The organism is Streptomyces sp. NPDC005492, assembly GCF_040605995.1.
Lineage (GTDB): Bacteria > Actinomycetota > Actinomycetes > Streptomycetales > Streptomycetaceae > Streptomyces.
The window spans coordinates 1-23,887 of the sequence record NZ_JBEXDX010000002.1; the positions used below are offsets into that span (position 1 = coordinate 1).

Sequence of the window (23,887 nt, forward strand, 5' to 3'; positions counted from 1 at the left end):
GGCGCGGGCGCGCTGAAGCCGGCCGGCACCGGACGCGCGCTCGTCGCGGACGGCGCCTGCACGGGTACGACCGGCTCCTCGCGTGGCGGCCGGGTGCGCGGCAGCGGCTTGCCGACGACTCGGGTGTGCGTCATCAGCGAGGCGCAGGCCGCGCAGACCTCGGTCAGGGTCCACACCTGACCGACCGCGGGATCGTGACGCAGTACGAGCAGCACCGAACCCGAGCAGTCGACCCGGGTCCCCTCGTGCGCCGCGCACCGCTGCCGGCGGCAGCCGCAGGCGGCGTCGGGGCGTACGGTCGCCGCTCTGGCATGAGCGGCCGCATGGGCTTCGGCGAAGCGGCGCAGGGCCGCGATGTCGCGCGACCGCGCGGGCATGCCGCACCCGGAGGAGCAACTGACCGACGCGGTGCGGTCGCGGTGACCGGTGATGCGAATAGTCCAGATACGCCCGGGTCGACGGGCTGACGGGGCGTCAGGGTACGCGAGAGCCAAGACCACAGTTCCTTTGAGTGGAGGTGTTCACGCGGAAGAGGCGCTGAGTTAAGAACTACCCGTCGTGAGGCACTTCACAGCATTTATGGTCCCCAAGTATTCGTTCGACCCCGCGATCTCCTTCCGGTCGGTCAGTGGGGGTAGGCGCGTGGTGCCCGCTGCCGTGGCAGTTCGTCGCGGAACTCCGCGATGAGGGAACTCACCTGCCGGATCAGGGCGGTCCCCTCCAGCCGGTCGAGATAGAGATTGCGGCGCGCGAGCCCCAGCGCGTCCACGCAGAAGTACAGGGCCATCAGCGGATTGATGAACAGCTCGCTGCCACGCGTGCGTTCGGTGAACCGGACGTCCCCGAAGTCTCCGCGTACGGCCGCCGCCACGGAACCGTTGACGATGCTCGGATGCTCCGGAGTGGACTCCTGGGCGTGGGCCACCGCGTCGAGGTACAGCCGCCCCTCGCGGCTCTCGCGCGGCAGGGAGAACGCGCCGAGGTAGTGACCGTCACGCTCCAGCGCGGCCAGATTCTCCAGGACCAGCGAGTGGTTGACCCCGTGATACGCGTCGATACCGAAGCCGAGGCACGCCACCAGTCGCACCGCCACCTCGTCGAGCCCGTTCACCGCCGCGAGGCTGACCATGTCCTCCTCCGGCGTGCCCAGTCCGTGCTCGTCACCCCGCATCAGGATGTCGGTCCCGCCGTCCACCAGCACGACGGCGTCGACCCCGCCGAGATGCCCGATCAGCGCGCGGTACGCGTCCCGCAGCGGCCGCACACCGGTGAGCGGGAACGCGTACACCGTGGACGGTATGTCGTGCAGGTCGAGCCAGCGCGCGAGGGACCGCTCGGGGAAGTAGTCGCCCCGGGCCTGTGTTCCGGGCCGGATCGCCGCGACGTCCGGCTCCAGCCACACGTCCTGGTCGAGGCCGTAGAGGTCGGCGAAGGACAGGTTGGCGAGGTGCACCTCCTTGCCGGCCGCGCGCAGCGCCAGGGCCAGGGGCAGCCCGGCGTAGACGTCGAAGCCGCCGCCCGCACCGGCGACGAGAATCCGGCGCGCGTCGCGCAGCCGGGAAAGGAACGGGGGTTCGAGAAGTGAGAACACCTCAGGACGCTAACAGTCCCGTGGGCCATGATGGGCGGGTGGACTTCGAGGCGTTCCGGGGCGAGTTGGTGGCGTACTGCTATCGCATGACGGGCTCGTTCCACGAGGCCGAGGACCTGGTGCAGGAGACGATGCTGCGCGCGTGGAAGGCCCGCGACCGGTACGACCCCGCGCGGGCGTCCGTACGGACCTGGCTGTACCGCATCGCCACCAATGTGTGCCTCACCGCGCTCGAAGGACGGGCCCGCCGCCCGCTGCCGTCCGGCCTCGGCGCACCCGGCGAGGACCCCGGGACACCGCTCACCCCGGCGGCCGACATCCCCTGGCTCCAGCCCTTTCCCGACGCCCGCTACGACATGGAGGCGCGGGCGGACATGCGGCTCGCCCTCGTCGTCGCCCTCCAACACCTGCCGGCGCGGCAGCGGGCCGTACTCGTCCTGCGCGAGGTGCTCCAGTTCAGCGCCGCCGAGGTCGCCGACCAGCTCGACACCACCGTCCCCGCCGTCAACAGCACACTCCAGCGCGCCCGCGCCGCGCTCACGGACGTCGGCGACAGCGACGCGATCACCGAACCCGACGACCCCGAGGCACGCGAGGTGATCGACCGCTACCTGCGGGCCTTCGAGGCGGCGGACGTCCCCGCCCTCGTACGACTCCTGGCCCACGAGGTCGTCCTGGAGATGCCGCCGGTCCCGCTCTGGTTCCGGGGCACCGAGCACTACGGCGCGTTCATGCGCCGGGTCTTCGAACTCCGGGGCACGGACTGGGTGTTGACGCACCTGTCCGTAAACGGTCAGCCGGCACTCGCCGCGTACGCGGCGAGCCCCGAGGGACATCGGTGGCTGCACAGCGTCCAGGTCTTCACCGTCGCCGGCGGGCGCGTCACCGGCAACGTCGTGTTCACCGACCCGCTGGTCCTGGAGTCCTTCCACCTGCCGCGACAGATTTCTTCGGACGGACCGCGCCCGCCGCGATGAGTTCGGCCGACGCCGCCGGTATGTACCGGTGAGCATCGACCGAAGGGACACCCATCATGAGCGTCATCGTCATCCAGTTCATCACCCTGGACGGGATCGTGTCCGACCCCGACGGGTCCGAGGGCAGCCCGGACGGCGGCTGGATCTTCCGCTACGGCCGTGAGGAGATCGGCGGCGACAAGTTCCGGCTGGGCAGCATCCTCGACCAGGGGGTCATGCTGCTCGGCCGCACCACCTGGGAGGCGTTCTCCCGGCTGTGGCCGGGCCGCGACGAACCGTTCGCCGCACACATGAACGCCGTGCCGAAGCTGGTCGCAACCCGCACCCTTACCGATGTGTCGGCGTGGTCGCATTCGACCGTCCTCGACGGCGATCTCGTCGACGCGGTGAAGCGCGAGGAGCGGGACGTGATCGTCATCGGCAGCCTGAGCGTCGTCCGCGCGCTGATGGCGGAGGACCTCGTCGACGAGTACCGGCTGATCACCTTCCCCACGGTCCTCGGCGCCGGCGAGCGGCTCTTCCCGGCGGGCGGCCCGTCCGCGCGCCTGGACTGCCTGGCGGTGGAGAAGACGGGGTCCACCGTGTACGCGCGGTACGGGCGGGCGGTGAGCTGACCTGCGCGAGGGGCCCGGCGATATGTCCGCCGGGCCCCTCGCCTTCAACTCGGTGGCGCTTAGGCGCCGCTCGCCCTGAGCATGTCCTCACGCTCGACGAGCTTCACGCGCTCGCGGCCCTGCGGCTCGCCCAGCGCCTTCTCGGCGGCGTCCAGCTTGTACCAGCCGTCCCAGGTGGTGAAGCGGACGTTCCGCTCGGCGAAGAACGCGTCCACGGCCTCCGGGTCGGGCGAAACAGGCGTGTGCAAACGGCCGTTGACGTGGTCGTCGAGCAGGTTCGCGACCGTCTCGTTGGCATCGCCCTTGGTGTGGCCGATCAGACCGACCGGGCCGCGCCGGATCCAGCCCGTGACGTACGTCGACTGGAGGTGCTCGCCGGTCTCCTGGATGACCCGGCCACCCTTGTCCGGGACCGTGCCCGACTCGATGTCCCAGGGAAGCTTGGGGAGCTTGTCGGAGAGGTAGCCGACCGCACGGTAGATCGCGGTGACGTCCCAGTCCTTGAACTCGCCGGTGCCCTTGACGTTGCCGGTGCCGTCGAGCGCGGTGCGCTCGGTGCGCAGGCCGACGACCTTGCCGTCCTCGCCGAGGATCTCCGCCGGGGACTCGAAGAAGTGCAGGAAGAGCTTGTGCGGGCGGTCGCCGACATCGCGGATCGCCCAGTTCTCCAGGGTCTTGGCGACCATGTCGGCCTGCTTGTTGCCACGGCGGGTGGTGATCGAGCCCTCGTCGTAGTCGATGTCCTCGGGGTCGACGATGACCTCGATGTTCGGGGAGTGGTCCAGCTCGCGCAGCTCCATCGGGCTGAACTTCGCCTGCGCCGGGCCGCGGCGGCCGAAGACGTGGACCTCCAGGGCCTTGTTGGCCTTGAGGCCCTCGTAAACGTTCGGCGGGATCTCGGTCGGCAGCAGCTCGTCGCCCGTCTTGGCCAGGATGCGGGCCACGTCGAGGGCCACGTTGCCGACACCGAGGACGGCGACCTTCTCCGCCTCCAGCGGCCAGGTGCGCGGGACGTCCGGGTGGCCGTCGTACCAGGAGACGAAGTCGGCGGCACCGTAGGAGCCGTCGAGCTCGATGCCGGGTATGGACATCTCACGGTCGGCCGTGGCGCCGGTGGAGAAGACCACCGCGTCGTAGAAGCTGCGCAGGTCGTCCAGGCTGATGTCGGTCGGGTAGTCGACGTTGCCGAAGAGACGGATCTGCGGTTTGTCCAGGACCTGGTGCAGGGCGGTGATGATGCCCTTGATGCGCGGGTGGTCGGGGGCGACGCCGTACCGGATCAGGCCGAAGGGCGCGGGCATCCGCTCGAAGAGGTCGATGGACACGCCGGGTTCGGCGGCCACCTCGGACTTGAGCAGGGCGTCGGCGGCGTAGATCCCGGCGGGGCCGGCTCCGACGATGGCTACCCGCAGGGGGCGCGGCATGATCAGGTTCCCTTCGAGCGATAGTGAGCGACTCGACGGGAAGCCTAAACTAAGGCATGCCTAACCCGGTATGCGGGTCCGGTCTATGACCTCATAAGGCCGGCTTATGGGGTGTCGAAGTCCAGTCCATGGGGCGGTCGGGCCGGGATCCTCAGCCCGCAGGACGGATGTGCACCACGTCCTGGACGACCTCGGGCGGTGTGCCGAGCAACTGGAGCAGGACCCGGGCGACGGTGGCCGAAAGGAGCGGCTTCATGGCTCCCACCCTGGTCAGATAGCCGTCCGCCTCCCACGCCGGGGCGGCGCGCTGCCGGTCCTCGCCGGTGAAGTTCTCGTAGAACGCGCTGTCCGAGACCGAGCCCAGGATCACCAGGGTGACCCGGATGCCGTCGCCGCGCAGCTCCTTGTGCATCGCGGCGGTGAAGCCGTTCAGGCCGTGCTTGCTCGCCGCGTACATGGCCATCAGCGGCATGTGGTCCAGGGTGATCTCGGAGGAGATGTTGAGAATGTCACCGCCTCCCGCCGCCCGCAGCAGGGGCACGGCCGAGCGGATCGTGTGGATCGGGCCCAGGAGGTTGGTGCCCACGCAGGCGTGGATGTCCTCGTCGGCGGTCTCCTCGATGGCGCGGATACGGGCGGCCCCGGCACTGTTCACCAGGATGTCCACCCGCCCGAACCGCTCCTCGACCTGAGCGAACGCCGCGCGGACACTGTCCCCGTCACTCACGTCGGTCGGAATCGTCAGCACCGACCCCGCCATCTCCCGCGCGGCCGCCTCCAGCCGGTCGGCACGCCGGGCGAGCAGCACCACCCGCGCCCCGCTCTCGGCGAGCAATGCCCCGACGGCCCGTCCCACCCCGGTCGAACCCCCGCTGATCACCGCGACCCTGCCCTGCATCGTGCCTGCCATGACGGCCTCCCCGGCGAGACGTGACGATCGAGTGGGAGGCTACCTCTCGCTATGTGAGAACGCCATATTCGCGGCACTGCACAGGGCACCGGACCCCCCGCTCGAAAGGGGTTCAACTCACTGGTGACGGACCGGTCCGCTGGCTAGGCTGCGGACAGAATCGGGATCGTCAACGCGCCGGTGGCTGGGTAGCGCGTCTCTCCGACATGTTCACGGGAGACGCCGATGGCGTACCGATCCCTCCTCCGCGTTCCCGGCGCGGGATTCTTCCCGCTCGGGTTCCTCGCCCGCCTTCCCTACGCCACCTCCGCCCTCGCGACACTCGTCCTCGTCCAGGCCGCCTCCGGCAGCTACGCGTTCGCCGGTCTCGCCGCGGCGGCCCAGGGCTGCGCCAACGCTTTGGGCGGTCCGCTCTCCGGGGCGCTGGCCGACCGGCACGGCCACCGCCTCGTCGGGACGGTCACCGCACTGGCCAACGCCGTTGCCCTGAGCGGCCTCGTCGCGGCGAGCCACACCGGCCGCGCGAGCATGCTCATCGCGGCGGCCCTCTCGGGTCTCACCCAACCGCCGGTCGGCGCCCTGGTCCGCGTGCACTGGTCACGCCTGCTGCGGACAAGCGGGCGAACCGACCTCATATCCACAGCCTTCTCGTACGAGGCCACCGTCGACGAGATCAGCTTCGTCGCCGGACCGGCGATCGTCGGACTGCTCACCTCCCTCAGCCCGACGGCACCGACCGTGGCGGCCGTAGCCCTCCTCGTCCTGGCCACGTTGCCCTTCGCGTTGTCCCTGTCGGACGGGGAGGCCGAGCATCGGGAGAGGCCGCCTTCCTCGCGAACCCCCTTGCCGCGACTGCCACTTGTGGCCCTGTTCCTCGCCATGGCCGCCATGGGCACCGTGTTCGGCGCGGTACAGACCGGTGTCACCGCGTACGCCAACGACAGCGGGCACCCCGGCAGCGCGGGACTTCTCTACGCCCTCTTCGGCATCGGCAGTGCCCTGGCCGGCGCGGCCTGCGCCTGGCTTCCCGCGCGGTTCACCCTGATCCACCGGTATGTGACCTTCGCGGCGACCCTGCTCCTGGGTGCGCTCACCCTGTTCATCGGGGTCAGCCAGAACGCCGTTCCCGCCGCCATGACCCTCGCCGGCGTGACCGTGGCCCCTTACATGATCAGCCTCTACGCCCTCACCGAACGTCTCGCGCCCCCCGACCGGGCGACCGCCGCACTGTCGATCCTGTGCGCAGGAGGCCCCCTCGGCACCGCGAGCGGTCAGGCACTGGCTGGGTACCTCGCCGACCGCCACGGCAGCACCGGAGCGTTCCTGGTCGCGCCGATCGCGGCGGCAGCGGCACTGCTGCCAGCCGTGGCGATGCTCCTCGCCGACTCCGCCGTACGCCCCGTCCGGACCCGGTGATCGAACGGGACAAGACCACCGCATGGCCATCCGTGTCAGCCGTTGCGGTCGGGTCCAAGACGCCTGAGTCTGAAGGAATGTGCCGGGCCATGAGGAGGACACACGATGGGGACGAGCGGTGAAACAGCGGACGCCGAGCGGCGACGGCTGGCCGAGGCCGACGATTCCGGGGTGCCCTGGCGCCGTTGGGGTCCCTATCTGAGCGAGCGCCAGTGGGGGACCGTACGGGAGGACTACAGCCAGGGCGGCGACGCCTGGTCGTACTTCACTCACGACCAGGCGCGCTCCCGTGCCTATCGCTGGGGCGAGGACGGCATCGCGGGTGTCAGCGACGACAAGCAGCGGCTGTGTTTCGCGCTCGCGTTGTGGAACGGCCGCGACCCGATCCTCAAGGAGCGGATGTTCGGCCTCACCAACTCCGAGGGAAACCACGGCGAGGACGTCAAGGAGTACTACTTCTACCTCGACAGCACGCCCACGCACTCGTACATGAAGTACCTCTACAAGTACCCGCAGGCGGAGTACCCGTACGAGGACCTCAAAGCGACCAACCGGGACCGGGGCCGCGGCGACTTCGAGTACGAACTCCTCGACACCGGAATCTTCGACGAGGACCGCTACTTCGACGTGTTCGTCGAGTACGCCAAGGCCGGCCCCGAGGACCTGCTGATCGAGATCACCGCGCACAACCGCGGCCCCGACGAAGCCCCGTTGCACCTGCTGCCGACCCTGTGGTTCCGGCACACCTGGTCCTGGGCGGGCGGCACCGCCGTACCGGCCATCCACCAGGAACCCGGCGGCCCGCTCCGCGCCGACCACGAGGAGCTGGGCCCTCGATGGCTGTACTGCGACGCGGAAGCGCCGACCCTGTTCACCGAGAACGACACCAACAACGAGAAGATCTTCGGCAGTTCGAACGCCTCCCCGTACGTCAAGGACGGCATCGACCGCTACGTCGTCCAGGGCGAGACCGGAGCCGTCAACCCCGACCGGACCGGCACCAAGGCCGCCGTCCACCACGTGCTCACCATCCCCGGCGGGCAGAGCGCCACCGTCCGCCTGCGCCTCAGCGCCGCCGAACTGCCGGACTGGAGCGCGGACTTCGACACGGTCATGACCCGACGCCGCGCCGAAGCAGACCAGTTCTACGACGGCATCACACCCTCCGACCTGGGCGTCGACCAACGACGGCTGATCCGACAGGCGTTGGCCGGGATGCTGTGGAGCAAGCAGTACTACTACCTCGACGTCGAGCGCTGGCTCTCCGAGCACGGGGTCGACCCGCTCGCCTCCGACCCCCGGGTGCGGAACAGCAACTGGTACCACATGGTCAACGACGAGATCATGTCGATGCCGGACACCTGGGAGTACCCGTGGTTCGCGGCCTGGGACCTCGCCTTCCACACCGTCGCCCTCTCGATGGTCGATCTCACCTTCGCCAAGGGCCAGTTGGACCTGCTGCTGCGCCGCCTCTACCTCCATCCCAACGGCCAGATCCCGGCCTACGAATGGAACTTCGGCGACGTCAACCCGCCCGTGCACGCCTGGGCCACCCTGTTCCTCTACGAGTTGGAGAAGCACCGCACCGGCAAGGGCGACCGGGCGTTCCTGGAGAACGCCTTCCAGAAGCTGATGAAGAACTTCACCTGGTGGCTCAACCGCAAGGACACCGACGGCAACAACGTCTTCCAGGGCGGTTTCCTCGGCCTCGACAACATCGGCGTCTTCGACCGCAGCGCCCCGCTCCCTACCGGCGGCCACCTCGACCAGGCCGACGGCACCGCGTGGATGGCCCTGTACTGCCAGAACCTCCTTGAGATCGCACTGGAGTTGGCGGTCGACAACCCCGTCTACGTCGAGCAGGCGCAGTCCCTGTTCGAGCACTTCGCGTGGATCGCTGTCGCCATGAACCGCATCGGCGCGGACAACGCGAGCCTGTGGGACGAGGAGGACGGCTTCTTCTACGACGTGCTGCGGCTGCCCGACGGCACGGCGACCCGGCTCAAGGTACGCTCGCTCGTCGGACTGATCCCCCTCGCGGCCACCAGCCTGGTCGGCGGCTGGGCGGACCAGCGCTTCCCCGAACTCGTCGCGGGAGCAAGGGAGTTCATCGAACGCCACCCGGCCGTGCAGGCCACGGTGTCCACGCTTGAGGCGCTTGGCCCGAACGCCGACGGCCGTTATCTGTTCGCCCTGTTCGGCGAGGACCGGCTGCGGCGCATCCTGTCCCGGATGCTCGACGAGGACGAGTTCCTCGGCCCGCACGGCATCCGCTCCCTCTCCCGCTACCACGCCGAGCACCCGTACACCTTCGAGGTGCACGGGGAGACGTACGGCGTCGGCTATCTGCCGGCCGAGTCCGACTCCGGCATGTTCGGCGGCAACTCCAACTGGCGTGGCCCGGTGTGGTTCCCGGTCAACCTGCTGCTGATCCGCGCCCTGCTCAACCTGCATGTCTTCCACGATGGCGAGTTCACCGTCGAGTGCCCGACCGGCTCGGGCCGACACCTCACGCTCTACGAGGTCGCCCGCGAGATCTCCGACCGGCTCACCGCCACCTTCCTGAGCGACGGCGACGGACACCGGCCGGTGCACGGCGCCCAGGCCAAGTTCGCCAAGGACCCGCACTGGAAGGACCTGATCCTCTTCTACGAGTACTTCCACGGCGACAACGGCGCCGGCCTCGGCGCCTCCCACCAGACCGGCTGGACCGGCCTGTCGGCCATCACCGCCACCCTCTTCCACACCCTGGGCGACGGCGAGTGGTCGGCCCGGGGCCGCGAGAGCCTGCGCCCGACCGGCGACCGAGAGGAGCCGCTGTCATGACCGCCTGGCCCGACCATCCGGTGATCTACGAGATCAACACCCTTGTCTGGCTGGATGAGTTGAGCAGCCGCTACGGCCGCCGTGTCACCCTCGGCGAGGTGCCGGCGCCCGCCTGGGACGAGGTCGCGCTCGCGGGTGTCGACGCCGTCTGGCTGATGGGCGTGTGGCAGCGCAGCCCGGCCGGACTGGAGATCGCCCTGCGCGACCCGTCGCTCCAGGCGTCGTTCCGGGCTGCCCTGCCCGACCTCCGCCCCGAGGACGTGGCCGGATCGCCGTACTGCGTCCGCGACTACGTCGTCGACGCATCCCTCGGCGGCCCCGAGGGACTGGCCGCGGCCCGCGCCCAACTGGCCGCCCGTGGTGTCCGGTTGATCCTCGACCACGTCCCCAACCATGTGGCCCCCGACCACCCCTGGCTGACCGAACGGCCCGGTTGCCTGGTCCAGGGCACCCCGGACGACTTGGCCCGCGATCCCGGCGCCTTCCTGGAGACCGGCGGCAAGGTGTTCGCCCGGGGCCGTGACCCCTACTTCGCGCCCTGGCCGGACGTCGTCCAACTCAACGCCTTCAGTGACGAGTTGCGCACGGCGGCCGTCGACACCCTGGCCTCGATCGCCGACCAGGCGGACGGTGTGCGCTGCGACATGGCCATGCTGCTGATGACCGACGTGTTCACGAAGACCTGGGGCGAACGAGCGGGCACCGTACCGGCCGAGGACTTCTGGCCGTACGTCATTCCGCGGGTCCGCGAGCGCCATCCCGATTTCCTCTTCGTCGCCGAGGCGTACTGGGACCTCGAATTCGCGCTCCAGCAGCAGGGGTTCGACCACTGCTACGACAAACGGCTCTACGACCGGCTGCTCCACGAGGGCGCCGATTCGGTGCGCGGCCACCTCCAGGCGGACGTCGGCTACCAGCGCGGCCTGGTCCGCTTCCTGGAGAACCACGACGAGCCCCGGGCCGCCGCCACCCTGTCACCCGAGCGGGAACGCGCGGCGGCGGTCACCGTCGCCACCCTGCCCGGCGCGACACTCTGGCACGAGGGCCAGTTCGAGGGGCGCCGGGTACGTCTGCCGGTCTTCCTCGCCCGCCGCCCGGAGGAGCCCGTCGACAAGGAACTCCTCGCCTTCCAGCACCAGTTGCTCGCCGCGGTCGCCGCCTCCGGGATGCGCACGGAGGGGGAGTGGCGGCTGCTCGACTGCACCGGCTGGCCGGACAATCCCACCCACGAGAACCTGGTCGCCTGGTCCTGGACGAGGTCGTCCAGCCGTCACCTCGTCGTCGTCAACCTCTCCGACCGGCCCGCCCAGGGCCGGGTCCGCCTTCCGTGGACCGACCTGCGCGGCGGCCCGCACCAACTCACCGAACTGCTCACCGGCCGGACCTACGACCGGGACGGCGACGAGCTGTTCGACCCCGGTCTGTACGTCGACTTGGAGGGGCTTCGCTGGCATCTGGTCGACGTGCTGCCCGGATCTTGACCTGTGGCCAACTGGTGAAGGATTGACGGGAGTTGTGAAAGGTGACAAGAATTCGGCTTGCTTCGCTGTGCTTTCACTGAGTGAAGCGATGTGAGCGGTCCGGTCGCGCACGCCTTCGACCGTTTCTTCCGTGCGCCCACCGGTCGCGCTCTGCCACCTCCCACACCTTTCACCATCGCCGAGGCTCACTTTGTCACGTTCGCACCACCTCAGAACCCTGTCCGCCTTCGCCGCCACCGCGTTCATAGCCGCCGCCGCGCCCGTACTCGCGGCCGGCCAGGCGAGTGCCGCCGAGTCAGGCGGATGCCAGTCCGCGACGGTGCAGTACCGCATCGTCGGCGCCGACGGAAACGTCGTCGGCGCGGACTGGACCTCGCAGGGCGGCTTCCACCAGTGGGACACCGTCCCCGGCACCGTCGAGGTCCGGCTCGCTCCCGACCAGAGCGTGGGAGACGGCTGCAAGTACCCCGTCTCGCTCGCCGAATACACCACCGAGGGCTCCACCTGGTACACCTCGGGCCACCAGGCCATGGTCGACAAGGCCACGGTCTACCTCAGCGCCAAGGACGTCGCCGGCGCGGACGACGCGCAGCACACCTGGCAGCAGCTCAAGGTCGAGTCGCCCGACTGCTACGGCCAGATCGACCTGTACGGCGACGACGTCACCTACGACGGCGGCACGGGCGAGGGCCACGGCCCGCTGCCCTACGAGCCCGACAACATCATGACTCCCTACCACCTCATCGCGGCCTGGAACGGAGGCGACAAGGAGTGCACCCCCAGCACGCCGGACTCGCCCACTCCGACCCCGCCGGCCTCGGCTCCGCCCGCGACGCCGTCGACCCCGGCCGACAGCACGCCTCCCGCCGAGGAGTCGACCCCGCCGGCCAGCCCCAAGCCGTCGACGACACCTCCCACGTCGGCGCACATCCCGCCGCTGAAGGCGACGCCGTCCGCCACTCCGTCGCCGACGCCCAACGGCGGCAAGCAGCCGCTCGCGGAGACCGGTTCCAGCGCGCCGGTCGGTCTCATCGCCGGCGGTGCGGCCCTCGTGATCGCCCTCGGTGCCGGAGGTGTCTACGCGGCAGGCCGCGCCCGCCGCTCCTGACCCGGACACGTCGTCCGACGTGAACTGGCAGCCCTGCCCCGTGAGTTGTCACGGGGCAGGGCTCACGGCCGTGGCCAGGGGCGCCCGCCGAGCCGCTCGATATCGGTGTTGAAGCGTCGTAGAAAGGCCGCGAAGGCGGCGATGTCCGCCTCCGACCAGTCGTCCATGATCTGGTCCAGCGACTGCACGAGCCCCTCGCGCTCCTCGTCGAGCATCCGCGCGCCCAGCTCCGTGATACGGAACTTGCGGGCCATCCCGCCCTGCGGATCGGGGATGCGCTCCACAAGACCGGAGCGCATGGCGGCCGCCGTCTGCCGGTTGAGGGTGGATGTGTCGAGACCGAAGGCGTCGCTCAACTCGCCGATGGACATGGGCCCTTGGATACGGATCCGGCTCAGCAGGATGTAGGCGCTGCGCTCCAGCACACCGTCCTTGCGGCGCCCGCCCCGGTGCGAGAGCAGCCCGTGCCGGCTGAGGAGCATCTGCTCGTACTCGATCTCGCGTGTGCGCCTGTCCATCGGTCCGCTGCCTCCTGCTTCCCGCCGATGCCGCCGCCGTGTCCTGCGGTCCGGGACGGCCGGCCCCATCCTCGCACGAGGGTATGCAGCATGCCGATCACATGCTCGATACATACGATGTGTACGATGCATAAGCCTTATCCCGACTGAACAGATACGCCGAGGAGTCCCGTCATGGACGCCCCCCAGCCCACAGCACGCGCAGGCGGCGTGGTCGCCACGCTGGCCTTCGCCGGCACCACGGCCGCGATCATGCAGACGCTGGTCACCCCGCTCATCGCCGACCTCCCGGAGATGCTGCACACCTCGTCCTCGAACGCCGCGTGGGTGATCACGGCCACCCTGCTGGTGGCGGCCGTCTGTGTGCCGGTCGTCGGCCGCCTCGGCGACCTGCTGGGCAAGCGCCGCATGCTGCTCGCCTGCTCCGTCCCGCTGATCGTGGGCTCGGTCGTCTGCGCGCTCTCCTCGTCCGTCGTCCCGATGATCGTCGGACGCGGTCTGCAGGGCATGGGCATGGGCATGGTCCCGCTCGGCATCGCCCTGCTGCGGGACGTCGTACCGCAGGAGCGGCTCAGCCCCTCCATCGCCCTGGTCAGCGCCTCCATGGGCATCGGCGGCGGCCTCGGCCTGCCGCTCGCCGCGGGCATCGCCCAGTACGCCAACTGGCGTGCCCTGTTCTGGGGTTCGGCCGCCCTCGCCGCGATCGTCGCCGCCCTCATCTGGTTCCTGATCCCGGACGTACCGCCCGCCGCCAAGGGTCAGCGCTTCGACGTCCCCGGCTCCCTCGGCCTCGCCGTCGGCCTGGTCTGCCTGCTGCTCGGTATCTCGAAGGGCGCGGACTGGGGCTGGGGTTCGGCGACCATCCTCGGCCTGTTCGCCGTCGCCGTCGTGGCCTTCTTGACCTGGGGTGTGTGGGAGCTGCGCACCAGCGACCCGCTGATCGACCTGCGCACCACGGCCCGGCCCCGGGTCCTGATCACCAACATCGCCTCGGTGTTCGTCGGCGTCGGCATGTACTCCAGCATGCTGGTGGTGCCCCAGCTCCTTCAGTTCCCCGAGGCCACCGGCTACGGCCTGGGTCAGTCGATGCTCGCGGCCGGCCTCTGGATGGCCCCCGGCGGCATCATGATGATGATCGTCTCCCCGCTCGGCGGAAAGCTCACCAACGCCCGCGGCCCCAAGTTCACCCTGATCAGCGGCGTGCTCGTGATCACCGCCGGCTACGCCCTGTCGATGGCCCTCATGGGCTCCGCCTGGGGTCTCATGGTGGTCGTCATCGTGATCAACAGCGGCGTCGGCCTGGCCTACGGCGCGATGCCCGCCCTCATCATGAGCTCGGTCCCGCTCGCCGAGACCGCCGCCGCCAACGGCTTCAACACCCTCATGCGCTCCCTCGGCACCTCCATCGGCGCCGCGGTGATCGGCGTGGTCCTCTCCCAGCTCACCACCACGGCCGGCGGCTACACCTTCACCTCCGAGAACGGCTTCCGCACCGGCCTGCTCATCGGCGGCGGCGTCGCCCTCGTAGCGGCCCTGGTCGCGGCGACGATCCCGGCGGTACGCCAACCGGCGTCCGAGAAGGAGCAGTCCGAACAGGCCACCGCGCTCGAAGAGGCCGGGGTCGAGTCCTGACCGAAGCGCGCTGAACGCACGGGGAACAGGCTGCCCGGCGACGAAGGACCGCCAGACCGGTCCTAGGCCGTGTCCGCAAAGTCCCGCCTGCCGCGCGGCGCCCGGCACGCTCCCCCCTGCCTCAAGGGCGTGGGAGGTGCCCCCACTCGCCGCACCCGGCGCAGACCCAAGTACGTCCAGTACGAGGGTCTGCGCCGGGCACGGCGAGAGCACGCACCGGACGCCGCGCGGCCCGCCCTGCGGGCGGACGACGGGACTTTGCGGACACGACCTAGCCCTCCAGGAACGCCGTCAGCGAGTTGGCCAGCAGGAACGGGTCCTGGTCGCCGCAGAGTTCGCGGGCGCTGTGCATGGAGAGGATCGCCACGCCGATGTCGACGGTCTTGATGCCGTGCCGGGCCGCGGTGATCGGGCCGATCGTCGTGCCGCAGGGCATGGAGTTGTTGGAGACGAAGGTCTGGAAGGGCACCCCGGCCTTCTCGCAGGCGGCGGCGAACACCGCGCGGCCCGAACCGTCCGTGGCGTAGCGGTTGTTGACGTTGACCTTGAGGATCGGTCCGCCGTTGACCCGCGGGTGGTGCGTCGGGTCGTGCCGCTCCGCGTAGTTGGGGTGCACCGCGTGGCCGGTGTCGGAGGAGAGACAGACCGTGCCGGCGAAGGCGCGGGCCCGGTCCTCGTAGGAGCCGCCGCGCGCGAACACCGACCGCTCCAGCACCCCGCCGAGCAGCGGCCCGTCCGCGCCGGTGTCGGACTGCGAGCCGTTCTCCTCGTGGTCGAAGCCGGCGAGCACCGGGATGTACGGCAGGTTCTCGCGGGCGGCGACGGAGGTGAGCGCGGCCGCTCCGGCGTGCAGGGACAGCAGGTTGTCCATGCGCGGACCGGCGAGCAACTCCTGGTCGCGGCCCAGGTAGGCGGGCGGCTCCACGGAGTGCGTCATCAGGTCCCAGCCGGTGACCTCGCCCGGCGCGAGCCCCGACTCCTCCTCCAGGAAGGCGATGAGGTCGCCGTCGCGGACGTCGTCGTCCATGCCCCAGATCGGCTGGAGGTGGCGCTGCTTGTCCAGCTTGAGCCCCTCCGCCGACACGGAACGGTCCAGGTGGATGGCGAGTTGGGGCACCCTGAGCAGCGGCCGGTCCACGTTCACCAGCCGCGTCGAGCCGTCCCGCAGGCTCAGCCGGCCGGCCAGGCCGAGGTCGCGGTCGAGCCAGGAGTTGAGGAGCGGGCCGCCGTAGATCTCGACGGCGACCTGGCGCCAGCCGTGCGCCCCGGTGTCGGGACGCGGCTTGACCCGCAGGTTCGGGGAGTCGGTGTGCGCGCCGACGATGCGGAAGGAGGTGTGGGGGGCCGCACCTTCGGGGACGAACCAGGCCACGATCGCGCCGCCGCGCAGCACGTACTTGCCGCCACTCGTCCCGTCCCAGGCGTCCGTCTCGGCGACCTGCCGGAATCCGGCCTTCTCCAGCCGCTCGGCGGTGTTCGCCACGGCGTGGTACGGCGTGGGGCTCGCCGCGAGAAAGGACATCAGGTCGTCGGTGTGGCCGCGGTCGAAGCGGGAGGGTTCGCTCATGGGGTTCACCTTAACGACGTACGAGGGCCCGCTCCCGGCGATGGGAGCGGGCCCTCGTAAGGGCGATGTGGGGTTTCGCGAAGGTGTTCCGGTCTGTCCCGGAACGTGTTCTACGGCTGGCTAGAAGGCCGCCTCGTCCAGTTCCATCAGGTCCAGCTCGACACCCTCGGCGACCTTGCGGGCCAGGGTGACACCCGGCAGGACGTTGGCCGCGAAGAACTTCGCGGCCGCGATCTTGCCCGTGTAGAAGGCGCGGTCCTTGGCGGAGGCCGTCTCCAGCTTCTCGGCGGCGATGGCGGCGCCCTTGAGGAGCAGGTAGCCGACGACCACGTCACCGGAGGCGAGCAGCAGGCGGGTGGTGTTGAGGCCCACCTTGTAGATGTTCTTGACGTCCTGCTCGGTCGCCGCGAGGTCGGTCAGCATCAGGCCGACGATGGCCTCCAGCTCGACGGCCGCCTTGGCGAGGTGCTCGCGGGCGCCCGCCAGGTCCTCGCCGCCCGTCCCGAGCGCGAGGAACTTCTTGATGTCCTCGGCGAGGGAGTTGAGGGCAGCGCCCTGGTTGCGGACGATCTTCCGGAAGAAGAAGTCCTGGCCCTGGATCGCGGTGGTGCCCTCGTACAGGGTGTCGATCTTGGCGTCGCGGATGTACTGCTCGATCGGGTACTCCTGGAGGAACCCGGAGCCGCCGAAGGTCTGCAGCGACTGGGCGAGCTGCTCGTAGCCCTTCTCGGAGCCGTAGCCCTTGACGATCGGCAGGAGCAGGTCGTTGAGCGCGTGCTCGGTCGACGCGTCCTCGCCCTCGGCCTCCTTGACGGCGATCGAGTCCTGGATCGACGCGGTGTAGAGGACCAGGGCGCGCATGCCCTCGGCGTACGCCTTCTGCGTGATCAGCGAGCGGCGCACGTCCGGGTGGTGCGTGATGGTCACCTTGGGCGCGGTCTTGTCGCCGAAGGCGGCGAGGTCGGGGCCCTGGACGCGCTCCTTGGCGTACTCGAGGGCGTTGAGGTAGCCGGTCGACAGCGTCGAGATGGCCTTCGTGCCGACCATCATGCGGGCGAACTCGATGATCCGGAACATCTGGCGGATGCCGTCGTGCTTGTCGCCGATCAGCCAGCCCTTGGCGGGGTGGCGGTCGCCGAAGGTCATCTCGCAGGTGTTGGAGGCCTTGAGGCCCATCTTGTGCTCGACGTTGGTCGCGTACACGCCATTGCGCTCGCCCAGCTCGCCGGTCTCGACGTCGAAGAGGAACTTCGGTACGAGGAAGAGGGACAGGCCCTTGGTGCCCGGGCCGTGGCCCTCGGGGCGGGCCAGCACGTAGTGAAGGATGTTCTCCTCCATGTCGTGCTCACCGGAGGTGATGAACCGCTTCACGCCCTCGATGTGCCAGGAGCCGTCCTCCTGCTGCACGGCCTTGGTGCGACCGGCACCCACATCCGACCCCGCGTCGGGCTCGGTGAGCACCATGGTCGAACCCCAGGTCCGCTCCACCGCGAGCTGCGCGATCTTCTTCTGTACGTCGTTGCCCTCGTCGTAGAGGATGCCGGCGAAGGCCGGACCGGAGGAGTACATCCACACGGCCGGGTTGGCGCCGAGGATCAGCTCCGCGTACGACCAGATCAGGGACGGGGGAGCCGTCGTACCGCCGATGGCCTCGGGGAGTCCCAGCCGCCAGTACTCCGACTCCATGAAGGCCTTGTAGCTCTTCTTGAAGGAGGCGGGCACCGGCGCGGTGTTCGTCTCCGGGTCGAAGACCGGCGGGTTGCGGTCGGCGTCGGCGAAGGACTCCGCCAGTTCGTTCTCCGCGAGGCGGGTCAGCTCCTCCAGGACGCTCTTCGCGGTGTCCGTGTCCATCTCCGCGAACGGACCGGTGCCGTACAGCTTGTCGCGCCCGAGGACCTCGAAGAGGTTGAACTCGATGTCGCGGAGATTCGACTTGTAGTGCCCCATGGCGACGACTCCGTAAGAGATATGTGCAACGAGATGCGTTCGGCGATGCGTTCAAAGATGTGTACCAAGCAGTACCTACGATGATGCTACCCGTCGGTAATAAGAAGCAACCCCAAGCCGTCCATCTGTGACTCAGTACTCTTGCTCGCATGTACGGCTACGACCAGAACGTTGGGGCCCAGCAGGGGTATGTCCCGCCCCAGCAGCAGATGGCCGGTGGCGTGGGCGGCTACGGCCAGCAGCCGCCGCTCTACCCCGAGCCGTCACCGCCCTCACTCGCGGACGCGGTGCGCGCCTTCACCACCGGGCAGATGGCCGCCGAGGACTTCCAGCAGGTCTTCGCGACCTCCAAGGTCTACTGCCCGCGCGGCGACAACCCGGGCTTCCTCGCGCTGCACAACACCCAGCAGCCGGTGATCCCGATGTTCACCTCGCTCAAGGAACTGCGCCGCTACGCCGGCAAGGAGTCCAAGTACTTCGTGATCACCGGCGCCGAGGTCATCGACCTGCTGCCGACCGGCTACGGCTTCGTCGTGGACATGGAGGGCGAGCACCGGATGGTGTTCGACGCGAAGGCGGTCGAGCAGATGGTGGAGTTCGCGATGCGCAGGATGTACGGCTGACGTCTGCGCCTCGTTGTACGGAACGCCCGGAGGGAATGCCCTCCGGGCTTCTTCTGTTGTGGGGTAGCAGAAAGTTCAATGCTCAACTAAACTCGACGCACAAGGAGGTCCCGACATGCCTGCAGTGACCGTAGAGAACCCGCTGACCCTGCCCCGCGTGGCCGCGTCGGCCGACGCCGTGGCTCGTCCCGTGCTCGCCGTCGCCACCGCGCCGAGCGGTTTCGAGGGTGAGGGCTTCCCGGTGCGCCGAGCGTTCGCCGGGATCAACTACCGCCACCTCGACCCGTTCATCATGATGGACCAGATGGGCGAGGTGGAGTACGCGCCGGGCGAGCCCAAGGACTCTACCAGTTGGGTGCGTACATCGGTACACGGTCGCTGAGCTGCGGAAACTTCCACCTGAAGGAGAGTCACCATGCCTGCTGTAACTGTCGACAACCCCCTGACGCTCCCGCGCGTGGCTGCCTCGGCTGACGCTGTCGCCCGTCCCGTGCTCACTGTCACGACCGCGCCGAGTGGCTTCGAGGGCGAAGGGTTCCCGGTGCGCCGCGCGTTCGCCGGCATCAACTACCGCCACCTCGACCCGTTCATCATGATGGATCAGATGGGTGAGGTGGAATATCAGCCTGGGGAGCCAAAAGGGACCCCGTGGCACCCTCACCGTGGCTTCGAGACCGTCACGTACATCATCGACGGCGTCTTCGACCACCAGGACTCCAACGGCGGTGGCGGCACCATCACCAACGGCGACACCCAGTGGATGACGGCGGGCGCGGGCCTGTTGCACATCGAGGCGCCGCCGGAGTCCCTCGTCGTGTCCGGTGGGCTGTTCCATGGGCTTCAGCTCTGGGTCAACCTGCCTGCCAAGGACAAGATGATGGCTCCGCGCTACCAGGACATTCGCGGTGGTCAGGTGCAGTTGCTGACGACTCCGGACGGTGGCGCTCTGCTGCGGGTCATCGCCGGTGAGCTGGACGGCCACCAGGGCCCTGGAATCACGCACACGCCGATCACGATGGTTCACGCGACGGTGGCCCCGGGTGCGGAACTCACCCTGCCCTGGCGGGAGGACTTCAACGGCCTGGTGTACGTCATGGCGGGCAAGGGGTCGGTGGGCGCGGAGCGTCGTCCCATCCACCTGGGGCAGACGGCCGTGTTCGGTGCCGGCTCCTCGTTGTCCGTTCGCGCGGACGAGCAGCAGGACGGGAACACCCCTGACCTTGAGGTCGTCATCCTCGGCGGTCAGCCGATCCGTGAGCCGATGGCGCACTACGGCCCGTTCGTCATGAACACGCGTGACGAACTTCAGCAGGCCTTCGAGGACTTCCAGAAGGGTCGGCTGGGCACCATCCCCGCCGTGCACGGCATGAGCGAGGGTGGGCTGTAGGCCTTCGCAGAGCTGAGCAATTCAGCGTCGCCAACCGACAAGTCCCGCTCCCCAAGTGCGGGGCGGGGCTTGGCGGTTGGTTCCTGACACGACAGAACCCCATGTTTCCTGCCTACCAGGAAACATGGGGTTCTCTGTTGAATCGGCTACACGTCGGCGCTGCGCGCGAACGCCACAAGTCCAGCGAACCCTTCGGGCGAGAGCATGAGCGCCGGAGCGTTGGGGGTCTTGCTGTCCCGTATCGGGACGACACCGTGAGTCATGGCGTACGACGGTGCCCACTCGATGCAGTTGCCGCCCTGCCCGTCGCTGTACGTGCTCTTGACCCACACATCGCCGCGTGGGGCGGGGGTGTTGCTCATCTGGCGTGCTCCTCCATGATCGAGTGGATCAGGGCCAAGGAACGTGTCTCTGACTCTGCTGCCGCACGTAGCCGCTCATAGGTAGCCGACCAATCCCGCACGGCAGACGGCGAGTCGTTGACGGACCCCTTGCCGGTGGTCTCCGAGTACAAGACCGTCGCCCCGTCGTCTGGCGTAAGCAGGATAAACGGCAGACCGGACGCGGGGGCACCCGCCTCGAAGGCCAGAACCTGAAGCGTGACGTGCGGGCTTTCCGCCATGTGCACAAGGTGCTGTAGCTGTCCGGCCATGGTTCCCGGATTGCCGACGGTCGTGCGCAACACGGCCTCATGGAAGATGACCCACAGGAACGGCGGCTCCGGCCGGTCCAGGACGTCACGGCGGCGGAGACGAAGTTCAACCCGCGCCTTGATCTGGCTTTCAGTCTCGCGAGGATGTGCCGCTCGGAAGACCGCTTGCGCGTACTCCGGTGTCTGCAACATGCCCATGACGAAGCTAGTGCTGTAGTCCTCGATCTTGGTTGCCGACTTCTCCAACTCCACGTACGGCACGAACCACTCGGGGTGCCCGTGCTGCGAGATCCTGATCAACAGCCGCGTGAAGGAGCCAGGGGTGTTGAAGAAGCGGTCGCACCCCTCGGCGAAGTGGAGTGACGGAAGTGCTTTGCCGTTCTTGACCTTCGACACGTACGGGGCCTTGTAGCCGGTGAAATCCGCCAACTCCTGTTGAGTCGCCCCTTTGTGCTCCAACGCTGCGGCTAGCTCTTGCCCGAACCACTCAAGGCCGTTCGCCGGCTCCGGCTCGTCGCTCACCTGTTCAACTCACCAGCCTTTCCACCTGCGTTGGAAACCCTTTCCCTCTGTTGAGCGTACGCGTCCGCCCGCCATGGTGTGAGGGAGAAGTCACACACAGCAGCGAGACGCGGAAGGTACGGCAACCGACCATGACCAGCACCACCACCGTGACCACAAGCACGCCGGACGACGTGGCGGAGTTGGTCGCGCTACAGCGGGAATTGGGCCCGCATGCCTTGCTCGATTGGAGACCGCGCGGCGGCTGGATCGACTCGCACACGGTTGACCTTCGGGCAGTGGAAGCCGGATTGCGGCGGTTGATCGCATGAAGCTTCCTGACGTCGGGACCACAGCGCGAGACACCCGGAAGGACAAGGTGGGTCGCGTCATGGGGCATGTTGGCGGACGTGTCCAACTCCGGCCCGTTCAGGGTGGGCGGGAATGGGACGTCCTTCCTGACGACGTCGAGCCTGTTGAGCTTTCCGACGCTCTGAGGGGTGCCCTCGCTGAAATCAACGCACGCAGCACGGGGGCAATCTGATGGTCACTAGGAGCGTTTTCCGCTTCGTTCACTTCACAACCCGGCAAGACCCCACGGTTACACCCGAGTACTCCGCAGCGTGCGTGGCAGGTGCCGAAGATCCGTGCGGAGCGAAGTCGGAGGGGTTCGACAACCCCACGGAGGTCGATGACTGGATGCGAAGTCACATGCGGGACACCGGGCACATGCACTTCCGGCGCACCTTTGAGGACTTTGCGGAATTGACCGTCAGTGGAATGCCGACGGACCTGCAACCGGCGCAAGTAAGGCGGGTCACTACGTGAGAGTGACCTCGATGCTAATGGGATGCAGTGCCGCTTTAGACGTGCCTGAGGGCCTACGCGAAACGGCTCTGGCGTTCCCTCACAGCGAGAAAATCCCTGTCATCGTTCCGGACCGCGTTACGTGCGAAATCGACCGGCACCCGTTCGGTGACCATGCCGCGCTACTGCTCGACCTGGGGCCGGACAATGAAGGCGCTGCGTGGGTCACATGGTGCGAAGACGGCAACGACGTCAAGGTGCACCGCAAAACGTACTGTCCGTCACGAAGCCCCGTGCAAGAAGACGCTTGTTGGCTGTACAGCCAACACAGGGGCGGACATTCATGGGAGCGATTCGAGTAAATGGCGTGCCAAGCAACAGCGGGCGGTTCGTGCACTGGATGCGGAGAATGCAGCCCGGAAATCTTCCTTCCCGCACAAGACCCGTATTTCGGTTCGGGTGAACCGGGTGGAGACCAAGACGGACACGAGCAACCCGAAGGGCACCCCCATTAGACCCCCGTTCGGCTATCTGATGACGGCGGTAGCCGAACGGGCTGGAAGTTGAAGCGGAGGACAGATGCACCAGGTGATCGTGAGCCCGCAGCACGACAAGTTCGTCATCGTGCGTCCGGGCGCTCGGCAAGGGATTCAGATTCCGTACGCGATGTTCCGTGAGTTGTCGAAGGCGGTTGAGGACGGGGACTCGGTTCCGGGGTGGCTGTCGGACGCGGCGCGGCAGGCTTGGGGCGTCGAACTCTCCGGCTGTGCCAGCAGGGAAGCCGTCCTCGCCCGTCCCTTGACCCCGCTCAACTACAGCCGCGCGTCGTGGGAGATCAACAAGGGCTGCAACTTCAACTGCGAACACTGCTATCTGGCAGAGCGGAAGTTCGCCGGCCTGCCTGTGGACGGAAAGCGGGAACTCCTCTCCCTGCTTCGCGATGCTGGCGTTCTATGGCTTCAGATCACGGGCGGAGAACCCACGATCGACGGGGACTTCCCTGCGGCCTACGAACACGCCTACCGCATGGGGATTATGATCGAGATCTTGACGAACGGATCTCGACTTCACCGAACCGAAGTGGTTGATCTCCTCGGAGACATGCCGCCACACAGGGTCAAGGTTTCGCTCTACGGTGCAACAGCAGAGAGCTTCGACTCTTTGACCAGGAAGCGGGGAGCTTTCAAGCTCCTGCTCAAGGGGCTCAAGTCCGCCAAGGACGCTGGGATTCCTCTTGAGCTAACTCTGATCATCACAAAGCACAACGCGCATGAGATGGAATCCATGCGCGCCATGGCAGCGGACTACTCCGAAACATACTCGGAGTACTCGAACATCTCCCCCACCTACGACGGAACCCCGGACCCACTTGCGACACAAGTCCCAGGGCTCTTGGACAAGTCCTCGGTGTTCGGGGGATGTCCGGCCGGACACACCTTCTTTCACGTCGACCCCCACGGGTTCGCGACCATGTGCAAGATCGGACGCGAAAACCCAATCAGCTTGATAGCTGAGGGACTTGACGGTCTTTTGCGTCTGCCCGCGATTGCAGATGCCCAAATGCTTCGCACTGGTGGCTGTAGTGGCTGTCAGCTCTCGGGAACGTGCCGAGTGTGCCGACCGCTCGCAAAGGCATACCAGGCTGCGAAGGCGCCACTCGCGAACTACTGCCAACACGAAAAGGGAGCTGTCGCATGACCGCTGTCGCTGTCGAGATCACCGCCCGCCCCGTATCGGGGATGATGGTGCCGCCCCTTCCGCTGAGCCCCCCGCCCGCCGTTCGGCCGGCGAGCACCGAGACGGCCGGGCTCGTCATCGTCGAGAACGTGGAGTCGCTGACTCCGGCCACCCTCGCCGGTTGCGGCGACGACAACCCGTATCAGGGATGAGCAAGTAGCGTGATCCG

At 68.2% G+C, this 23,887-nt stretch carries 21 protein-coding genes and 1 pseudogene; 13 read left to right on the forward strand and 9 right to left on the reverse strand.

The window, feature by feature from the left end:
* Positions 1 to 377 (reverse strand): hypothetical protein (locus ABZT04_RS02740; RefSeq protein ID WP_356052167.1); only part of this gene is annotated, 377 nt, incomplete at its 3' end.
* 248 nt (positions 378 to 625) lie between these two features.
* Complete coding sequence (locus tag ABZT04_RS02745) at positions 626 to 1,591, reverse strand: DUF1152 domain-containing protein (RefSeq protein ID WP_356052170.1); 966 nt, start codon at positions 1,589 to 1,591, stop codon at positions 626 to 628.
* On the opposite strand from ABZT04_RS02745, the gene ABZT04_RS02750 reads away from it, so the two are divergent.
* Together ABZT04_RS02750 and ABZT04_RS02755 are read left to right on the forward strand one after the other, a co-directional pair.
* The gene (locus tag ABZT04_RS02750; RefSeq protein WP_356052172.1) at positions 1,582 to 2,568 is read left to right on the forward strand and encodes a sigma-70 family RNA polymerase sigma factor; all 987 of its coding nucleotides are present in this window, start codon (positions 1,582 to 1,584) and stop codon (positions 2,566 to 2,568) included. The genes ABZT04_RS02745 and ABZT04_RS02750 overlap by 10 nt on opposite strands.
* 56 nt (positions 2,569 to 2,624) lie before the next feature.
* On the forward strand, positions 2,625 to 3,182 hold the full coding sequence (locus tag ABZT04_RS02755) for a dihydrofolate reductase family protein (RefSeq protein WP_356052174.1): 558 nt from the start codon (positions 2,625 to 2,627) through the stop codon (positions 3,180 to 3,182).
* A 59-nt stretch (positions 3,183 to 3,241) separates the two neighbouring features.
* Here the strand turns inward: ABZT04_RS02755 and ABZT04_RS02760 are convergent, their stop codons facing one another.
* Positions 3,242 to 4,606: an FAD-dependent oxidoreductase gene (locus tag ABZT04_RS02760; protein WP_356052176.1), complete on the reverse strand. Its 1,365-nt coding sequence runs from the start codon at positions 4,604 to 4,606 to the stop codon at positions 3,242 to 3,244.
* Between the two features lie 151 nt (positions 4,607 to 4,757).
* A complete protein-coding gene (locus tag ABZT04_RS02765) occupies positions 4,758 to 5,516 on the reverse strand; it encodes an SDR family NAD(P)-dependent oxidoreductase (protein WP_356052178.1) in 759 nt (252 codons plus the stop codon).
* Between the two features lie 225 nt (positions 5,517 to 5,741).
* On the opposite strand from ABZT04_RS02765, the gene ABZT04_RS02770 reads away from it, so the two are divergent.
* The 4 genes from ABZT04_RS02770 to ABZT04_RS02785 all read left to right on the forward strand — a co-directional run bounded on the left by ABZT04_RS02770 (position 5,742) and on the right by ABZT04_RS02785 (position 12,347).
* Positions 5,742 to 6,932: an MFS transporter gene (locus tag ABZT04_RS02770; RefSeq protein WP_356052180.1), complete on the forward strand. Its 1,191-nt coding sequence runs from the start codon at positions 5,742 to 5,744 to the stop codon at positions 6,930 to 6,932.
* Between the two features lie 105 nt (positions 6,933 to 7,037).
* Complete coding sequence (locus ABZT04_RS02775; RefSeq protein WP_356052183.1) at positions 7,038 to 9,758, forward strand: glucosidase; 2,721 nt, start codon at positions 7,038 to 7,040, stop codon at positions 9,756 to 9,758.
* Positions 9,755 to 11,239 (forward strand): alpha-amylase family glycosyl hydrolase, encoded by a 1,485-nt coding sequence (locus ABZT04_RS02780; RefSeq protein WP_356052185.1) that lies wholly within the window; start codon positions 9,755 to 9,757, stop codon positions 11,237 to 11,239. The genes ABZT04_RS02775 and ABZT04_RS02780 overlap by 4 nt, the downstream gene beginning before the upstream one ends.
* 190 nt (positions 11,240 to 11,429) lie before the next feature.
* Positions 11,430 to 12,347 (forward strand): hypothetical protein, encoded by a 918-nt coding sequence (locus tag ABZT04_RS02785; RefSeq protein WP_356052187.1) that lies wholly within the window; start codon positions 11,430 to 11,432, stop codon positions 12,345 to 12,347.
* A 62-nt stretch (positions 12,348 to 12,409) separates the two neighbouring features.
* On the opposite strand, the gene ABZT04_RS02790 is transcribed toward ABZT04_RS02785, so the two are convergent.
* Positions 12,410 to 12,865, reverse strand: coding sequence for a MarR family transcriptional regulator (locus tag ABZT04_RS02790; protein ID WP_356052189.1), 456 nt, complete (start codon positions 12,863 to 12,865; stop codon positions 12,410 to 12,412).
* 174 nt (positions 12,866 to 13,039) lie between these two features.
* On the opposite strand from ABZT04_RS02790, the gene ABZT04_RS02795 reads away from it, so the two are divergent.
* Positions 13,040 to 14,497 carry an MFS transporter gene (locus tag ABZT04_RS02795; RefSeq protein ID WP_356052191.1) on the forward strand — a complete coding sequence of 486 codons (1,458 nt, stop codon included), beginning with the start codon at positions 13,040 to 13,042 and terminating at the stop codon, positions 14,495 to 14,497.
* A gap of 271 nt (positions 14,498 to 14,768) precedes the next feature.
* Here ABZT04_RS02795 and ABZT04_RS02800 read toward each other — a convergent pair whose 3' ends face one another.
* Positions 14,769 to 16,064 (reverse strand): M18 family aminopeptidase, encoded by a 1,296-nt coding sequence (locus ABZT04_RS02800; RefSeq protein ID WP_356052193.1) that lies wholly within the window; start codon positions 16,062 to 16,064, stop codon positions 14,769 to 14,771.
* A 120-nt stretch (positions 16,065 to 16,184) separates the two neighbouring features.
* Positions 16,185 to 18,011 (reverse strand): acyl-CoA dehydrogenase, encoded by a 1,827-nt coding sequence (locus ABZT04_RS02805; RefSeq protein ID WP_356052195.1) that lies wholly within the window; start codon positions 18,009 to 18,011, stop codon positions 16,185 to 16,187.
* A gap of 149 nt (positions 18,012 to 18,160) precedes the next feature.
* Here ABZT04_RS02805 and ABZT04_RS02810 point away from each other — a divergent pair, with 149 nt between their 5' ends.
* From ABZT04_RS02810 to ABZT04_RS02820, 3 genes and pseudogenes are all read left to right on the forward strand, one after another.
* Entirely contained in the window at positions 18,161 to 18,634 is a 474-nt protein-coding gene (locus ABZT04_RS02810) for an SseB family protein (protein ID WP_019073480.1), read from the forward strand.
* A gap of 115 nt (positions 18,635 to 18,749) precedes the next feature.
* A pseudogene (locus tag ABZT04_RS02815) lies at positions 18,750 to 18,974 on the forward strand (pirin family protein); the annotation flags it as partial.
* 75 nt (positions 18,975 to 19,049) lie between these two features.
* A complete protein-coding gene (locus ABZT04_RS02820; protein ID WP_356052196.1) occupies positions 19,050 to 20,021 on the forward strand; it encodes a pirin family protein in 972 nt (323 codons plus the stop codon).
* 146 nt (positions 20,022 to 20,167) lie between these two features.
* Here ABZT04_RS02820 and ABZT04_RS02825 read toward each other — a convergent pair whose 3' ends face one another.
* The gene (locus tag ABZT04_RS02825) at positions 20,168 to 20,383 is read right to left on the reverse strand and encodes a DUF397 domain-containing protein (RefSeq protein ID WP_329253993.1); all 216 of its coding nucleotides are present in this window, start codon (positions 20,381 to 20,383) and stop codon (positions 20,168 to 20,170) included.
* Positions 20,380 to 21,195 (reverse strand): helix-turn-helix transcriptional regulator, encoded by an 816-nt coding sequence (locus ABZT04_RS02830; RefSeq protein WP_356052197.1) that lies wholly within the window; start codon positions 21,193 to 21,195, stop codon positions 20,380 to 20,382. The genes ABZT04_RS02825 and ABZT04_RS02830 overlap by 4 nt, the downstream gene beginning before the upstream one ends.
* A gap of 131 nt (positions 21,196 to 21,326) precedes the next feature.
* Between ABZT04_RS02830 and ABZT04_RS02835 the strand changes: the two genes are divergently transcribed.
* The 3 genes from ABZT04_RS02835 (at position 21,327) to ABZT04_RS02845 (ending at position 23,870) form a co-directional block, all read left to right on the forward strand.
* Positions 21,327 to 21,506, forward strand: coding sequence for a hypothetical protein (locus tag ABZT04_RS02835; RefSeq protein ID WP_356052199.1), 180 nt, complete (start codon positions 21,327 to 21,329; stop codon positions 21,504 to 21,506).
* A gap of 1,054 nt (positions 21,507 to 22,560) precedes the next feature.
* Entirely contained in the window at positions 22,561 to 23,679 is a 1,119-nt protein-coding gene (locus ABZT04_RS02840; RefSeq protein ID WP_356052201.1) for a radical SAM protein, read from the forward strand.
* A complete protein-coding gene (locus tag ABZT04_RS02845) occupies positions 23,676 to 23,870 on the forward strand; it encodes a hypothetical protein (RefSeq protein WP_356052203.1) in 195 nt (64 codons plus the stop codon). Before ABZT04_RS02840 ends, ABZT04_RS02845 begins: the two co-directional genes overlap by 4 nt.
* The last annotated feature ends 17 nt before the right edge of the window (positions 23,871 to 23,887 follow it).

What these genes read in the sequence shown, in the direction of transcription:
- ABZT04_RS02755 (WP_356052174.1), top strand. Translation starts at nt 2,625, where the DNA reads ATGAGCGTCATCGTCATCCAGTTCATCACCCTGGACGGGATCGTGTCC.
- ABZT04_RS02760 (WP_356052176.1), bottom strand. Translation starts at nt 4,606, where the DNA reads ATGCCGCGCCCCCTGCGGGTAGCCATCGTCGGAGCCGGCCCCGCCGGG.
- ABZT04_RS02765 (WP_356052178.1), bottom strand. Translation starts at nt 5,516, where the DNA reads ATGGCAGGCACGATGCAGGGCAGGGTCGCGGTGATCAGCGGGGGTTCG.
- ABZT04_RS02770 (WP_356052180.1), top strand. Translation starts at nt 5,742, where the DNA reads ATGGCGTACCGATCCCTCCTCCGCGTTCCCGGCGCGGGATTCTTCCCG.
- ABZT04_RS02775 (WP_356052183.1), top strand. Translation starts at nt 7,038, where the DNA reads ATGGGGACGAGCGGTGAAACAGCGGACGCCGAGCGGCGACGGCTGGCC.
- ABZT04_RS02780 (WP_356052185.1), top strand. Translation starts at nt 9,755, where the DNA reads ATGACCGCCTGGCCCGACCATCCGGTGATCTACGAGATCAACACCCTT.
- ABZT04_RS02790 (WP_356052189.1), bottom strand. Translation starts at nt 12,865, where the DNA reads ATGGACAGGCGCACACGCGAGATCGAGTACGAGCAGATGCTCCTCAGC.
- ABZT04_RS02795 (WP_356052191.1), top strand. Translation starts at nt 13,040, where the DNA reads ATGGACGCCCCCCAGCCCACAGCACGCGCAGGCGGCGTGGTCGCCACG.
- ABZT04_RS02800 (WP_356052193.1), bottom strand. Translation starts at nt 16,064, where the DNA reads ATGAGCGAACCCTCCCGCTTCGACCGCGGCCACACCGACGACCTGATG.
- ABZT04_RS02805 (WP_356052195.1), bottom strand. Translation starts at nt 18,011, where the DNA reads ATGGGGCACTACAAGTCGAATCTCCGCGACATCGAGTTCAACCTCTTC.
- ABZT04_RS02810 (WP_019073480.1), top strand. Translation starts at nt 18,161, where the DNA reads ATGTACGGCTACGACCAGAACGTTGGGGCCCAGCAGGGGTATGTCCCG.
- ABZT04_RS02820 (WP_356052196.1), top strand. Translation starts at nt 19,050, where the DNA reads ATGCCTGCTGTAACTGTCGACAACCCCCTGACGCTCCCGCGCGTGGCT.
- ABZT04_RS02825 (WP_329253993.1), bottom strand. Translation starts at nt 20,383, where the DNA reads ATGAGCAACACCCCCGCCCCACGCGGCGATGTGTGGGTCAAGAGCACG.
- ABZT04_RS02835 (WP_356052199.1), top strand. Translation starts at nt 21,327, where the DNA reads ATGACCAGCACCACCACCGTGACCACAAGCACGCCGGACGACGTGGCG.
- ABZT04_RS02840 (WP_356052201.1), top strand. Translation starts at nt 22,561, where the DNA reads ATGCACCAGGTGATCGTGAGCCCGCAGCACGACAAGTTCGTCATCGTG.
- ABZT04_RS02845 (WP_356052203.1), top strand. Translation starts at nt 23,676, where the DNA reads ATGACCGCTGTCGCTGTCGAGATCACCGCCCGCCCCGTATCGGGGATG.